13 protein-coding genes are annotated in these 13,562 nt (G+C 69.5%); 6 read left to right on the top strand and 7 right to left on the bottom strand.

Features of this window, described 5'->3' with window-relative positions; translation table 11 throughout:
• The first annotated feature begins 200 nt into the window (after positions 1 to 200).
• From rimO to VNO22_17855, 6 genes are all read left to right on the top strand, one after another.
• Positions 201 to 1,538 (top strand): 30S ribosomal protein S12 methylthiotransferase RimO, encoded by a 1,338-nt coding sequence (gene rimO / locus VNO22_17880; protein ID HXG63245.1) that lies wholly within the window; start codon positions 201 to 203, stop codon positions 1,536 to 1,538.
• Between the two features lie 40 nt (positions 1,539 to 1,578).
• Positions 1,579 to 2,154 (top strand): CDP-alcohol phosphatidyltransferase family protein, encoded by a 576-nt coding sequence (locus VNO22_17875; GenBank protein ID HXG63244.1) that lies wholly within the window; start codon positions 1,579 to 1,581, stop codon positions 2,152 to 2,154.
• A gap of 64 nt (positions 2,155 to 2,218) precedes the next feature.
• A complete protein-coding gene (locus tag VNO22_17870) occupies positions 2,219 to 4,204 on the top strand; it encodes a SpoIIE family protein phosphatase (protein ID HXG63243.1) in 1,986 nt (661 codons plus the stop codon).
• A gap of 13 nt (positions 4,205 to 4,217) precedes the next feature.
• Entirely contained in the window at positions 4,218 to 4,643 is a 426-nt protein-coding gene (locus VNO22_17865; GenBank protein HXG63242.1) for an ATP-binding protein, read from the top strand.
• Between the two features lie 11 nt (positions 4,644 to 4,654).
• Complete coding sequence (locus VNO22_17860; GenBank protein HXG63241.1) at positions 4,655 to 5,002, top strand: STAS domain-containing protein; 348 nt, start codon at positions 4,655 to 4,657, stop codon at positions 5,000 to 5,002.
• A gap of 91 nt (positions 5,003 to 5,093) precedes the next feature.
• Positions 5,094 to 6,011, top strand: a complete 918-nt coding sequence (locus VNO22_17855; GenBank protein HXG63240.1) for a tetratricopeptide repeat protein — start codon at positions 5,094 to 5,096, stop codon at positions 6,009 to 6,011.
• Positions 6,012 to 6,016: 5 nt separating this feature from the next.
• Here VNO22_17855 and VNO22_17850 read toward each other — a convergent pair whose 3' ends face one another.
• The 7 genes from VNO22_17850 to leuC form a co-directional block, all read right to left on the bottom strand.
• Positions 6,017 to 6,967: a lysophospholipid acyltransferase family protein gene (locus VNO22_17850; protein ID HXG63239.1), complete on the bottom strand. Its 951-nt coding sequence runs from the start codon at positions 6,965 to 6,967 to the stop codon at positions 6,017 to 6,019.
• The gene (gene lpxK, locus VNO22_17845) at positions 6,964 to 8,040 is read right to left on the bottom strand and encodes a tetraacyldisaccharide 4'-kinase (protein ID HXG63238.1); all 1,077 of its coding nucleotides are present in this window, start codon (positions 8,038 to 8,040) and stop codon (positions 6,964 to 6,966) included. The genes VNO22_17850 and lpxK overlap by 4 nt, the downstream gene beginning before the upstream one ends.
• Before the next feature lie 43 nt (positions 8,041 to 8,083).
• Complete coding sequence (gene fdhE, locus VNO22_17840; GenBank protein ID HXG63237.1) at positions 8,084 to 8,818, bottom strand: formate dehydrogenase accessory protein FdhE; 735 nt, start codon at positions 8,816 to 8,818, stop codon at positions 8,084 to 8,086.
• Between the two features lie 24 nt (positions 8,819 to 8,842).
• Positions 8,843 to 9,703 carry a DMT family transporter gene (locus VNO22_17835; GenBank protein HXG63236.1) on the bottom strand — a complete coding sequence of 287 codons (861 nt, stop codon included), beginning with the start codon at positions 9,701 to 9,703 and terminating at the stop codon, positions 8,843 to 8,845.
• Between the two features lie 156 nt (positions 9,704 to 9,859).
• A complete protein-coding gene (locus tag VNO22_17830; protein HXG63235.1) occupies positions 9,860 to 11,404 on the bottom strand; it encodes a D-aminoacylase in 1,545 nt (514 codons plus the stop codon).
• Positions 11,401 to 12,003, bottom strand: coding sequence for a 3-isopropylmalate dehydratase small subunit (gene leuD, locus VNO22_17825; protein ID HXG63234.1), 603 nt, complete (start codon positions 12,001 to 12,003; stop codon positions 11,401 to 11,403). Before leuD ends, VNO22_17830 begins: the two co-directional genes overlap by 4 nt.
• A 13-nt stretch (positions 12,004 to 12,016) precedes the next feature.
• A complete protein-coding gene (leuC, locus tag VNO22_17820; GenBank protein HXG63233.1) occupies positions 12,017 to 13,366 on the bottom strand; it encodes a 3-isopropylmalate dehydratase large subunit in 1,350 nt (449 codons plus the stop codon).
• Positions 13,367 to 13,562: the final 196 nt, after the last annotated feature.

Here is a 13,562-nt window from a genome sequence, read left to right as displayed (position 1 = left end):
GAGGTCATCTCTCTCCTCGTGAAATTCTCGACTCCCTCGCTCCCCACACCTATGATCCTGGAGTGCTCTCCCTTCCTCCCGTTCTCCTCGACGACCTCCTCGAGATCCCCCACCCTGGTAACCATGTATCTGAATCACCCAATCCTCGAGTAGTTGCCCATTGCTCCCGCCCCCGGGAGCGCCCTATAATGTCCGCCCCCATGACGAACCCCCGCGTCTCCTTCGTGTCCCTGGGCTGCGCCAAGAACCTCGTGGACAGCGAGGTGCTTCTGGGCCATCTGGCCAAGGGGGGCTTCGACCTCTGCGCCGATTACAAGCGCTCCGACGTCGTCGTCGTCAACACCTGCGGATTCCTCCAGGCCTCCGAGAAGGAGTCCATGGACACGATCGAGGAGATGGTCGCGCTCAAGGGCCGCGGGCGCCTCAAGGCCGTGGTGGTGGCCGGCTGCCTCCCCCAGCGCTACGGCGCGGAGTTCGAAAAGCGCCTCCGCGGCGTGGACGCCGTCCTCGGCATCACCCACCGCGAGAAGATCGCCGAGGTCTGCGCCTCCCTCCTCCAAAAAGTCCGTCCCGCCCGGCCGGTCAATCTCGTTTCGGCGGACCTTCCGCGCTACGAGATCGACCGCGACCGCGTCCGCCTCACGCCGCGCCACACCGCCTACCTGCGGCTTTCCGAGGGATGCAACCACACGTGCAGTTTCTGCGTGATTCCCCAGATCCGCGGCAAGTTCCGGTCCAAGCCCATGGAGGCGATTCTGGCGGAGGCGGAGGAGCTGGCGCGCGACGGCGCGCGCGAGCTCAACCTCATCGCGCAGGACACCACCTCCTACGGACTCGATCTCTACGGGAAGCTCGTCCTCGACGAGCTTCTGCGCCGTCTGGCGGACGTTCCCGGCGTGGAGTGGATCCGGCTCCTCTACTGTTACCCGAGCTACGTGACGGACCGCCTGATCGACGAGGTCGCCCGAAACCCCAAGGTGGTCAAGTACGTGGACATGCCCATTCAGCACACGCGCGAGCGGGTGCTCCGGGCCATGCGGCGCGGCGTCACCGAGCGGTCGCAGAAGGAACTCGTCCGCAAGTGGCGCGAACGCGTTCCGGGTCTGGTCTTCCGCACGACCGTGATCGTGGGATTTCCCGGGGAGACGGAGGAGGATTTCGAGGGGCTGCTGGCGGATCTCCGGGAGCTGCGCTTCGAGCGGCTGGGGGCGTTCGTCTACTCGCGGGAGCCCGGGTCGCGCGCGGACGCCCTGGATGGGCACCTTCCCGAGGAGGTCAAGCAGCGCCGCTACGCCCGCGTCATGCAGCAGCAGCAGGAGATCGCGTTCGCCCACAACCGCGCGATGGTGGGCCGCGAGGTTCCCGTGATCGTCGAGCGCCGCCTGGACGCGGCCCGCTGGGAGGGGCGCACGGCCGGCGACGCCCCGGAGATCGACGGTCTGATCGCGCTCCACGGCGCCCGGGCCGAGGTGGGCGCGGTGGCCCGCGCCCGGGTGACCGGCTGGAGCGTGTACGACCTCATCGGGGATCTCGTCTGACGCGGAAGGCGCCGCGCGGAGAGGGACGGCGGGGGCGACCATGACGCTGGCCAACAAGGTCACGACGGCGCGGTTCGTCCTCTGTGTCGTCTACTTCGCGCTCCTGGCGGCCGGGGGGCGCCGGCCCGGGCCGGGACTGCTCACGGCGGTCTTCGTCCTTTTCCAGTTCATCGCCTGGAGCGATCTTCTGGACGGATACCTGGCGCGGCGGTACGGCCAGGTGACACATTTCGGTAGAATCGCGGACCCCCTGGTGGATAAAATCCTCGTCTGCGGGTCCTTCATTTTTTTTCTGACCCTGGACCCGCTGCGCGAGATCTTCACCGCCGCGTTCGTCGTGGTGGTTCTGGGGCGGGAGTTCCTGGTTTCGGGAATCCGGGGGGCGGCGGAGGCCGCGGGGATCCCCTTCGGGGCCACGTTCTGGGGCAAGCAGAAGACCCTGATTCAGAACATCACCGTGGGCTGGGCGCTCGGGTACGCGGCCTGGCTGCCGGAAGTGCGGTGGGTCTACACGGGGGCGGTGACCCTGATGTGGGGCACCCTGGCCGCCACGGTGATCTCGGGCGCCGTCTACGTGGCCGACGCGCGCCGCCTCCTGGGGAGCGGGCGGGTATAATGAATCGGGTCCGGAGGCGGACGCCGAACGCTCTCTCCGCCGCCGGCCGCCGGGGAGCGTCGCCATGACCGAGGAAACGTCCAGATCGCCCACGCCGAATCCTCCCCCCGGCAAGCCTCCTCTCAAGCAATCGTCCACGCGGCTTCGCGCCCAGACGGGATCCTCCACGTCGCTGCCGCGGCCGGTCACGGCGCGCCGCTCGGCCTCCGGCGGAGGCGAGGGGGCCGTGGAGGTGGTCTCCTCGAGCTCCATGATGGAGGCCTCCCAGGTCCGCCAGGCCGTCGCCGGCGCGGCCCGCGTGAAGGGGCTGTCGCTGCGCTGGAAGATCGTTCTGGCCATGGCGGGCATCGGGGTGGGCACCGCGATCCTCATCTTCTTCGCCGTCTACTCCAAGGCGGTTTCGCAGCTTAACGACGAGATCAACGCCAAGGGCACCCGGCTCGTGGAGCTTCTGGCCTCGATCGATCCCGACTACTGGCTGACGGCGATCCACACGCAGGAGCACTCCCGCGAGGTCGAGCTGGACGAGCTCATCAATTCCCTGCGCCCCAAGCAGAACTGGAAGGTGGCGCTTTCGAAGACGCCCGCCTACCGGCGGGCCGTGGACCCCTTCGGGCCGGCCCGCGAGGAGGAAATCCGCCAGCTCATCGAGGAGGCCACGGGGGACTCCGGTTGGATGGCCCATGTGGAGTCCGACCCGATCCGCAAGCGCCGCTACGAACGCCTGGTGCGGCCGCTTCCGAGCCTTTCGCAGCTCCGGCCGCTCCAGAAGCTCCAAAAGGAGGCGGGTGGGGATCTTCTGGACGCCGGGGTTGTGGACGTCTCGCTCGGGGAGAGCGACGCGCCGGCGATCACCATCCGCGGTCCGGTGGGAGTGACGCTCCCCTCCCGCGCGGCGGGTCCGGGGATCGCGGTGCTCGATATCCCGCGCGAGGAGCGCGGGGTGCGCATCATGAGCCGGACGTTCATCCGGAACCCCGATCCCGGGACGCCCAAGAAGCTCCGGCACTATGTGTCGCTGTCGCTCGAGGGGATCGAGGCGGCCAAGGCGTCCCTGGGGGCGGCGATCCTCCTTCCCATCCTCCTGGCGGGAATCGTGGCCACAGGAGTGGCCTTCTGGATCTCGACGCTCATCACCGAGCCGATCAAGGCGCTCATGCGGGACATGCAGGAGGTCTCCTCGGGAAACCTGGAGCACCAGACGGTCCCGCGCTCGAAGGACGAAGTGGGGCTTCTGGCCACGACCTTCAACCGGATGACCCAGGCGTTGCGGGCCGCGCACATGCAGGAGCTCGAGGCCAGGGCTCTCGAGCACGACCTCGAGATCGCCAGCGAGATCCAGTCGAACCTCGTGCCCAAGCGGATGCTGAAGATCCCCGGCTACGACGTGAGCGCGTACTACCGGCCGTCCAAGGAGGTGGGGGGCGACTATTACGACTTCATCACGATCGACGAGGACAACGAGGGGATCATCGTGGCGGACGTTTCGGGGAAGGGGGTTCCGGGATCGCTCGTCATGAGCATGGCGCGGGCCTTCATCCGGATGGAAGCCGAACGCAGCCGCAACGTCTCTCCGGCGGACACGCTCGTGCGGGCCAACCGGATGCTCGCGCAGGACATCAAAAAGGGCATGTTCGTGACGGCGCTCTATTGTATACTCAACAAGAAGACGAACGAAATCCGCGTCGCCAGCGCGGGTCACAACCCGCTGGTCGTCTGGCGGGCCGCCGCCGGCCGCATCGAGCGGGTGAATCCGAACGGGATCGCGCTGGGGTTCGACAAGGGGCCGGTCTTCGAGCGGACGATCAAGGAGGAGCGGATCGTCCTGGGTCACGGGGACCGGATCGTGGCCTATACGGACGGGGTGGTGGAGGCGATGAACGCCCGCAACCAGGAGTTCGGAGAGGAGCGGTTCCACGGCCTTATCCGGGAGCTGGCGGGGCGCGACTCCAACCAGATGCTCAACCTCATCGTCCGGGCGCTCGACGAGCACCGTGGGAACGCGGCGCAGTCGGACGACATCACCATCGTGACGCTGCGCTACCTGTGATGGCCGGGAGGGTATGGGCGAAACCCTGAAAGACCGACTGGTCGTTTCGAACGACACGAAGTACCTGATCGTCGTGCGGGACTTCGTGGCGCGGCTCATCCGCCAGAGCCGTCTGGCGAGGGAGGAGGAGAACAAGGTGATTCTGGCCGTGGACGAGGCCGTCACCAACATCATCGAGCACGGCTACGACGAAGGCGTGGACGGTTCGATCGAGATCGAGATCGAGGCGGCGGACGACCAGTTCAAGGTGGTCATCCGGGACAGCGGCCGGGTCTTCAACCCCGAATCCATCCCCGACCCGGACATGAAGGAGCACGTCCAGAAGGGGCACAAGAAGGGCCTCGGCATCTTCCTGATGCGGCAGATCATGGACGAGGTCCGGTACAAGTTCAAGGACGGCGTGAAGAACGAATTGACGCTCGTCAAATTCATCCGATAGGATCCCGAACTATGCCGGCGTTTCAGATCCTCAAGGAGAAGGGGCCCAACGGGGTCATCTTCCTTACGGTCCGGGGGTTCCTGGACGCGCACACGTTCGAGGAACTGGAGAAGACCATCAACGATATCTTCGAGGCGGGCCACTACAAGCTGGCCGTCGATCTTTCCGGCCTCGACTACATCTCCTCGGCGGGCGCGGGCGTCTTCATCGGCGCGATCGGCACGGCGCAGGAGAACGACGGAAACATCATCCTCATGCGGCCCAGCCCCAACGTCAAGGAGGTCTTCGACCTGCTGGGGCTGTCGCAGATCTTCACCTTCAAGGACACGCGGGAAGAAGCCGCCAAGGCGATGGCCTGAACGCCGGAATGAAGCCGGACGCCCCTTCCGGCCGATACTCTGCCTGTAGGGGGGCCGCTCCCGGCCCGCCTTCGTTGGGGGGATCGTTCCGATGCTGGTCATCCTGTGCGCGCTCGGAGCCCTGGTTCAGGACGCAGACCGCCCGGTCGTGGAGTCCCGCGAATTCACGCTGGCGTTCACCTGCCGGTCCGAAAAGGTGGCCCACAAGACCCTCTGGGTCTCGCGCGACGGCGGCCGCTCCTGGAGGCCGGCCGACGAGGCGGGCGTCGAGGCTTCCTGGAGCGACTGGACGGAGGGCAAGGTCCGCTGCCGGGTGCGCGTGCCGGAGGACGGCGACTACGACTTTTATCCGCAGCTCGGCGACCTTCTGTCCAACCGCGCGCCCGAGCCCCAGCCCGGCCGGCCGGCCGATCCGCGCCTGCGCTTCCGGGTGATTTCGAAGCCAGCGCCGGTTCCCACGGCCGCCCCGGCGGTCCGCCCGCCGGTCGAGCCCGCGGCGGTGGCCCGGCCGGACGTGGCGCGCGCCCGGGCGCTCTACGACCGCGCCCGCGTCCTTCACGCTCAGGGGCGCTGGGCCGAGGCGGAGCTCAAGTACCAGGAGGCCCTGGCGGCATGGCCGGAATTCGCCCAGGTCCACAACGATCTCGGGAAGCTCTACGACGACCGGAAAGAGCCCGCCCGCGCGCTGGAGCATTTTCTCCGCGCCCGCAAGCTCTGCGCCGCCCATCCCGTGCCGTGGGTGAACGCCGCCCGCGCCGAAGTGGCGCTGGGGCTGCACGCGGAAGCCCTGGCGGATCTCCGGGACGCGGCGGCGGTGGGACTGGAGAAGGACGAGCGGGCGGCGGTCCTGGCGGGGGAGCTCCTCTGGGAGATCGCGCGGGCGGCGCGACAGGCCGGCGCGACGGCCCGCGCGCGCGAGGCCTGCGAGCTTCTCGTGGGGATCCGGAGGGCCGCGCCGGAGACGCGGGCCCGCGCCGAACGGATGCTCGCCGAGCTGCCCAAGCCCTGAGGCGGCTACGTCAGCGCCTCGGCGCTGACGCGGGCGACCCGCTCGGCCGTCTTCCAGCGGTCGTGCACCCAGAACCACTGGTCGGGGTGGCGGCGCACGCAGTTTTCGAAAAGCTCCGTGAAGGCCTGGGTGAGCGCCTTGACCGGGTCCGGACGGCCGCGGAACGCCTCGGGATCGATCGGATCGGAAACCACGCAGCGGTGGATGTCGCCCTCGCGGAAGATGTCCGCCACGACGATAGGGGTTCCGTACTTGAGGGCCAGAAGCGCGGGGCTCCGGTGCGTCGAGGCCGGCCGTCCGAAGAAGTCCACGTACACTCCCGAATGGCGGGCGTCCTGGTCGATCTGGATGACGAGAAGTTCGTTCCGCCGCAGGGCCTGGATCATCGCCCCGAGGGCGTGGTACTTGGAGATGATCGCCTGCCCGGTGAGGGTCCGGAAGCGGTTGAGGTAGCGGTCCACCCAGGGGTTTTCGATGGGCCGCGCGAGCGAATTCAGGCGCCACCCCGCCCGCGCCACGGCCAGTCCGATCAGCTCCCAGTTGCCCAGGTGTCCGATCGTGACGATGACGCCTTTGCCGCGCTCGCGCAGGAGGCGCGCCAGGATCTCGAACCGCTCCAGCCGCACGTGCCGCTCCAGCGCCCGGCGCTGGATCAGGCGCGGGAGGAAGAGCATCTCGACGAATCCGAGCGCGATGTGGCGGTACACGCGGTCGATGAAGGCGGGGATCTCGTCGGGGGCGCAGACCCCGCGGGACTTCTCGAGGTTCTTGGCCGCGATCCGCGCGTGCTTGCGGTCGATGAGGCGGATGAGGCGCGCCAGGACGCGCGCGAGGGCCGGCGCCTGGGAGTAGGGAAACATCCCGACCACCATGATCACCGTCCGCAGGACGAGATAGAGCGCCAGCTGCACGGGGGGAAAGCGACGCCAGCGGAAATCCCGGCCCTTGCGGCTCATCGGCGGATCGGCGCGGTCGCGCGGGGGATGTCCCGCACGACCTCCAGGAGTCGCTCCTCCAGCAGTTCCTCGTTCCGCGTGACTTCGATCTCGACGCGCAGGACCGCCAGCGGAAGCTCGAAGGCCTCCGGGCGGAGCTTGGAGGCGTCCTTTTCGGTCGTGACCGCCGCCTCCGCCATGAATTCCTGCGCCTCCGCGTTCAGTCGGCGCAGGTCGGCGGAGGTGTAGGCGTGGTGGTCGTCGAAGGCGCGGAACTTGACGACCGAGGCGCCCAGGGATTCCAGCGTCCGCCGGAAGGAGTCGGGGTTCCCCACGCCGCAGAAGGCGTAGACGCTCCGCCCCCGCAGCCATTCCACGCCGTAGCTTTTGCGGTTGGAAAGGCAGCGCACCTGGACGGGCTTATGGACGGTTTCGACCGCGGGGCCGAGCCGCCGGCGGAGCGCTTCGAGCGTCTCGGGCGGCGCCTGGTCCGTGCGCGTGAGGACCACGAGGTCGGCGCGCTTGAGGGCCGAGGGGCCCTCCCTCAGGAGCCCGCGGGGGAGCAGCATTCCGCCCGCGAACGGGTTGGTCGCGTCCACCGTCACGATGTCGAGCGTCCGCTGCACGCGGTAGTGCTGGAAGCCGTCGTCGAGGATCAGCACCTGGGCGCGGTAGTCGGCCAGGGCCCGGCGGCCCGTGGCCACGCGGTCGCGTCCGGTCAGACGGACGACGTTTTCGAGCTCCATCTCGCAGAAGAGATCCTCGTCGTCGGCGGCCTCGCCGATGCGGCCGTACCCGCGCGCCAGGATCGCGGTCCGGAAGCTCTTGCGCGCGAACCAGCGCGCCAGGTACTCGACGAACGGCGTCTTTCCCGTCCCCCCGGCGGTGATGTTCCCGACGGACACCACGGGGCAGGGGAAGCGGAAGGAGCGGCGGATTCCGAGCGCGTAGAGAAGCCGGCGGCCCTTGTGAAGGACGAGGTAGACCGCGGTCCCCGCCCAGAGGATCGCCCGGAGGAGCGCGGCCAGGGGGCCGCGCCGGCGGCCGGTGATGACGGAGAGATAGAACTGACGCATGGCAGCCGTCCCGCGCATTTTATCATACCCGCGGACGCCGGTGCAACGCGGGCTGAAGGCGTCAGGCGCCGGCGAGGTTGCGTTCGACCTTGGCGAATCCCCGTTCGCGGGCGGCGCGGTCGAGGCGGTCGGAAGCGATCTCGTCGGCCAGCGGCACGGCCTGGGGGTCGCGGCCGAGATCGACGACTTTGAGGTAGCGCCCGCAGTCGGGGCATCCCTCGGCCCGCAGGTGCGGGAAGCCGGGATCCTCGAGACGCTCCAGCCGGCGGCCGCGGCAGAGGGGGCATTCTCCCTCGGGGAAGGGCCATTCGGAGGCGCACAGGGAGCAGACGAGGCGGCGGTTCCCGCGCGTCACGGCCAGAAGCGGGGGCCGTCCGCAGAACGGACACCGGCCCGCCGCGTCCTCGAAGGTCCCGACTTCCTCCTCCCAGCGCTCGGCGAGATGGCGCACGTAGGGCTGAAGGATGGCGCGCGCGAGGACCTCGAGCCGGTCGTTCGCGCGGCGCCAGCAGGCCCGCAGAAGCTCCTCCCAGTCGGGACGCTCCTGGAGTTTCTGCGCCTGGGCGGCCAGCTCGGGGGGGCCGTGGGTTTCGACGAGCTGGAGGTAGTCCGGAAGGTATCCGCCGAGGAGCGCGGTGTCGAGGCGGCGGGCGTCCGCGGGGGCTCCGCGCCGCGCGCGGCGGTAGATTTCCTCCTGGAAGCGCCAGAGCGCGCGGGCGAAGCGGAGCACCGGCGCCGCCTCCGGATGGAGGGCTTCGAGGACGTCGGCCCGGCGCCGCGCGCGATCCCAGTCCATCACGGGCATTCTACCACGGCGCGTTCAGCCGCGGACCTGGACGACGATGACGCCCGCCAGGGCCACGGCCGCGCCCGCCACGAGCAGGGGCGTGGCCCGGTCGAGGCCCGCCAGGACCGCCACGCCGATTCCGATCACGGGCTGAAGATCCGCGAAGGCGGCGACCTGTCCCGCCTTGAGGCGCTTGAGGGCGTAGAGGTGGCCCGCGTAGGCCACGAGGTTGGCCCCCACCCACATGTACCCGAGCGCCGCCCAGCCCTGCCAGGTGACCGCCGACCAGTCCTGGCGCGCGACGCCCCAGGCCAGGAAGGGAAGCATGAGGGGCGCCGCCAGGACGAACGCCCAGGCGACCGTCCGCAGGCTTCCGAGGACTCCCAGCGCCCGGCGTCCGAGGACCGTGTAGACGGAGAAGGCCAGGATCCCTGCGGCCGTCAGAAGGTCGCCTGCGATCGTGCCCCGGAACTCCGCGGGGGAGGCGCCGAGCACGACCAGGAGCGCCCCGGCGACCGCCAGAGCGATTCCGGCGATTCCGGCCGGCCGGAGGCGTTCGCCCAGGATCGCCCAGGCAAGGACCGCCACGAAGACCGGGATGAGCGCGTGGATGACCGCGGAATGCGAGGGGGTCGTGAGCTTGATCCCCGCGGCGAAGCAGAGGTGGTTGAGGGCGACCCCGGTGGCCGAAAGCGGGAGCACCCGGCGGGCTTCCTCCCACGTGAGGCGCCGTCCTTCCGCCGGCAGGAGCGCCCAGAAGAAGGCCCCGGTCGCCAGGACGCGGAAGGCCGCGATGAAGATAGGATCGAGCTCCCGCGTGGCGACCTTGGCGACGGTGAAGTTGCACGCCCACGCGAGGGTGGCGAGGCTGATGGCGAAATAGGCCCGTCCCATGGCCGGAACACGATATCAGAAGGACCTCCGGGTGCGAACCCCGAATCGCGCCGGGCGGCCGCGCCCGGGCTCTCGCCCGCCTGGCCGAACGGCGCATCGCGGACAACGGCCGGATTCTCGGGGCCGTCGAGAAGCTGGGGGTGGCGGGCGCCCCCGCTACCGGTTCCGCCGGAGGGCCCGGCCGGGGAGCGCGCCCGTCGGCCGGCCGTCCTCGATCACGGCCGCGCCGTTGACGAAAAGCCACCGCACGCCCGTGGCGTACCGGTCGGGCTCCTCGAAGGTGGCCCGGTCCCGGAACTCCGCCGGATCGAAGAGCACGACGTCCGCCTTGAATCCGGCGCGCAGAAGGCCCCGGTCCTGGAGTCCCAGGATCTCGGCCGGCAGTCCGGTGGCGGAGCGGATCGCGAAGGAGAGCGGAATCTCGCCCTTTTCGATCGCGTAGCGGCCGATCTTGCGCGGGAAGGTGCCGTAATTGCGCGGGTGCGGGCGCTCGGCGGACGGGCGCCGCGCGCCGCCGTCGCTGGCGGTCGCCACGTAGTCCTTCTTCATCGCCAGGAGCATGTCCTCCTCGCGCATCGAAAAGGAGATCGCCTGGGCGTCCCCCCGCCGGAGGATCTCGACCACGACCTCCACGGGGTCGCGCCCCTCCTCCTGGGCGATCTGCGCGATGGACTTTCCGTTGTAGGCGGGACGGGGGGCGAAGGCGGCGATCCGGAGGCGGTCGGGGCTGTCCCGGCGTTCGAGGGCCGCGGCGATCTCGCGCCGCAGGCGGGCGCCCTCCTCCGGATCGGCCAGGCGCTCGGCGAGCCCGCCTCCCTCCAGCGCCCAGGACGGAACCGTGTAGGCGGACAGGCGCGTCGAGGAGGCCGTGTAGGGATACTGGTCGGCCGTCACGCGCCGCCCCCGGGCGCGGGCCTCCTCGATCCGGGCGCACACCTCGGCCATCTTGCCCCACGCCTCGCGCGTGGCGCACTTGAGGTGCGAGATATGGACGGGACACCCGGAACGCGCCCCGATCTCGATCGCCTCCGCCACCGCGTCGAGCCCGCGGCCCGCCTCGTCGCGGATGTGGCTGGCGTAGATCCCCCCGCGGCGCGCCACGATCCGCGCGAGCTCCACGATCTCGTCCGTCTCCGCGTACGTGCCGGGCACGTAGATGAGTCCCGTCGAGAGCCCCCAGGCGCCCTCCTCGAGGCCTTTCTCGACGAGCGCCTTCATCCGTTCGAGTTCCTCCGGCGTGGGCGGGCGCTTCCGGGCGCCGAAGACGCGGCTGCGGATCGCGCCGTGGGGCAGAAGATGGATGACGTTCGCCCCGGCCCCCTCGCGGTCGATCGTCTCGAACATCCGGGCGACGTCCACGTTTCCGCCGCCGCAGTTGCCCGTGACGATCGTGGTCACTCCCTGCAGGGCGAAGTTGAGGTTGTCGCGGGTGGCGGGAGCCAGGATCGAGGAATCCGAATGCGAATGCAGGTCGATGAATCCGGGGGCGGCGATGAGCCCGCGGGCGTCGATCGTGCGGCGGGCCGGACCCGTCCAGGTCCCGACGGCGATCAGGGTGTCGCCCCGGATCGCCAGATCCCCGGCGGCCCCTTCGCGGCCCGTGCCGTCGTAGAGGACCGCGCCGCGCAGGACGACGTCGGCGGGCTCCTCCTGCGCGCCGACGCCTCCGAGGAGCGCCAGAAGCGCCGCCGCGAGCCTCACCGTCCCGCCGGCCCCGCCGCGGCGCGGGCCGCCTCGTAGGCTTCGATCGCGGGCCGGTGCGCCAGGAGGTACCCGAGTTCATCCACCCCCTGCACGAGACACCGCTTCGCGAAGGGGTCGATGGGGAAGGAGACTTTCTTGCCGGACGGAAGGGTCAGCGTCTGGGAGGGGAGGTCGATCTCGAACTCGAGGTTCTTCTCCGCGGCCGCCAGACACTCCCGATGCGTTTCGGGATCGACGAGGATGGGGAGGATGCCGTTTTTAAGGCAGTTGTTGCGGTGGATGTCGGCGATGGAGGTGGAGATCACGGCGCGGATTCCGAAGTCGTACATGGCCCAGGGAGCGTGTTCGCGGGAGCTGCCGCAGCCGTAGTTGTCTCCGGCCACGAGGATCGAGGCTCCCTGGGCGCCGGGGCGGTTGAGGGGGAAGTCGGGCTTCGGGGTGCCGTCGGGGTTGTAGCGCCAGTCGTAGAAGAGGATCTTGCCGAGGCCCTTCTTTTCGGTCCCCTTGAGGAAGCGCGCGGGGGTGATCTGGTCGGTGTCGATATTGGCCTGAGGGATCGCGACCGATTTTCCGCGGAATCGCGTGATCGGGTCCATGGCGCCGGCTCCTCTAGAGATACTTGCGGCAGTCGGCCACGCGGCCTTCGACGGCGCTGGCGGCCGCGGTCAGCGGACTGGCCAGGAACGTCCGGCCGCCCTTGCCCTGGCGGCCTTCGAAATTGCGGTTGGAGGTGGAGACGCAGTACTGGCCTTCCCGGAGTTCGTCGCCGTTCATGGCGATGCACATGGAGCACCCCGGTTCGCGCCATTCGCAGCCGGCTTCGAGGAAGATCCTGTGGAGCCCCTCCGCCTCCGCCTGCTTTTTCACCTGGAGGCTCCCGGGGACCACGAGGACGCGCGGCGCCTTCGCCTTGCGGCCTTTGAGGACGGCGGCCGCCTGCCGCAGGTCGGTGATCCGGGAGTTCGTGCAGCTTCCGATGAAAACGACGTCGATGGGATGGCCCAGGAGCGGCCGGCCGGCCTGGAGGCCCATGTATTCGAGCATCTTCCGGGGCGTGTCCGGGGGGATAACGCCCGTGACGGGCATGCCCATGCCGGGGTTGGTCCCGTAGGTGATATACGGTTCGAGCGCGTCCGCGTCGATCGTCACGGAGCGGTCGAAGGCGGCGCCCTCGTCGGTGACGTACCGGCGGAAGCGCTCGAAGTCGCGGGGGGCGAACGGCCGGCCCGCCAGGTACTGGAAGGTCGTGTCGTCCGGGGCGATCATGCCGGCGCGCGCCCCGGCTTCGATCGACATGTTGCAGATCGTCATGCGCTCTTCCATGTTGAGCGCGCGGATCGCGGACCCGCGGTATTCCAGGGCATGTCCCGTGGCGCCCCCGACCCCGATCCGGGCGATGAGCGCGAGGATCACGTCCTTGGCCGTGACCCCCGGCCGCAGGCGGCCCTCCACCCGCACCTCGAAGGTGCGCGGCTTGCGCTGAAGCAGGCACTGGGTGGCCAGGACGTGCTCGACTTCGCTCGTGCCGATGCCGAAGGCGAGCGCCCCGAAGGCGCCGTGGGTCGAGGTGTGCGAGTCTCCGCAGACGATGGTCATTCCCGGCTGGGTGAGGCCGAGCTCGGGGCCGATCACGTGGACGATTCCCTGGTGCTCGCTTCCCACGCCGTGGAGGGTGACGCCGAATTCCCGGCAGTTGCGCTCGATCTCGGAGATGAGCCGGCGGGCCTGCGGGTCGGTGATCCCGAGGGACCGGTCGTGGGTGGGCATGATGTGGTCCACGGTGGCGACCGTGCGATCGGGCCGGCGGACCTTGAGGCCGCGCCGGCGCAGCCCCTCGAACGCCTGAGGGGACGTCACCTCGTGGACCAGATGCAGGTCGATGTAAAGGACGCTCGGGCAGTCCGGCTCGGAGACGACGACATGTTCGTCCCAGATCTTCTCGAAGAGGGTCTTCGGCATGGGGGGTACTCTAGCCGAAAGCGTTCCGCCGCGCAACCGCCGCGTGCGGAGACGGTGGGTGATTCAGGTACATGGTTACCAGGGTGGGGGATCTCGAGGAGGTCGTCGAGGAGAACGGGAGGAAGGGAGAACACTCCAGGATCGTAGGTGTGGGGAGCGAGGGAGTCGAGAATTTCACGAGGGGAGAGATGACCTC

This window comes from Planctomycetota bacterium (assembly GCA_035574235.1).
GTDB lineage: Bacteria > Planctomycetota > MHYJ01 > MHYJ01 > JACPRB01 > DATLZA01.
The sequence above is the reverse complement of the archived record's forward strand: the minus strand, read 5'-3'. Positions and strand labels throughout refer to the sequence as shown.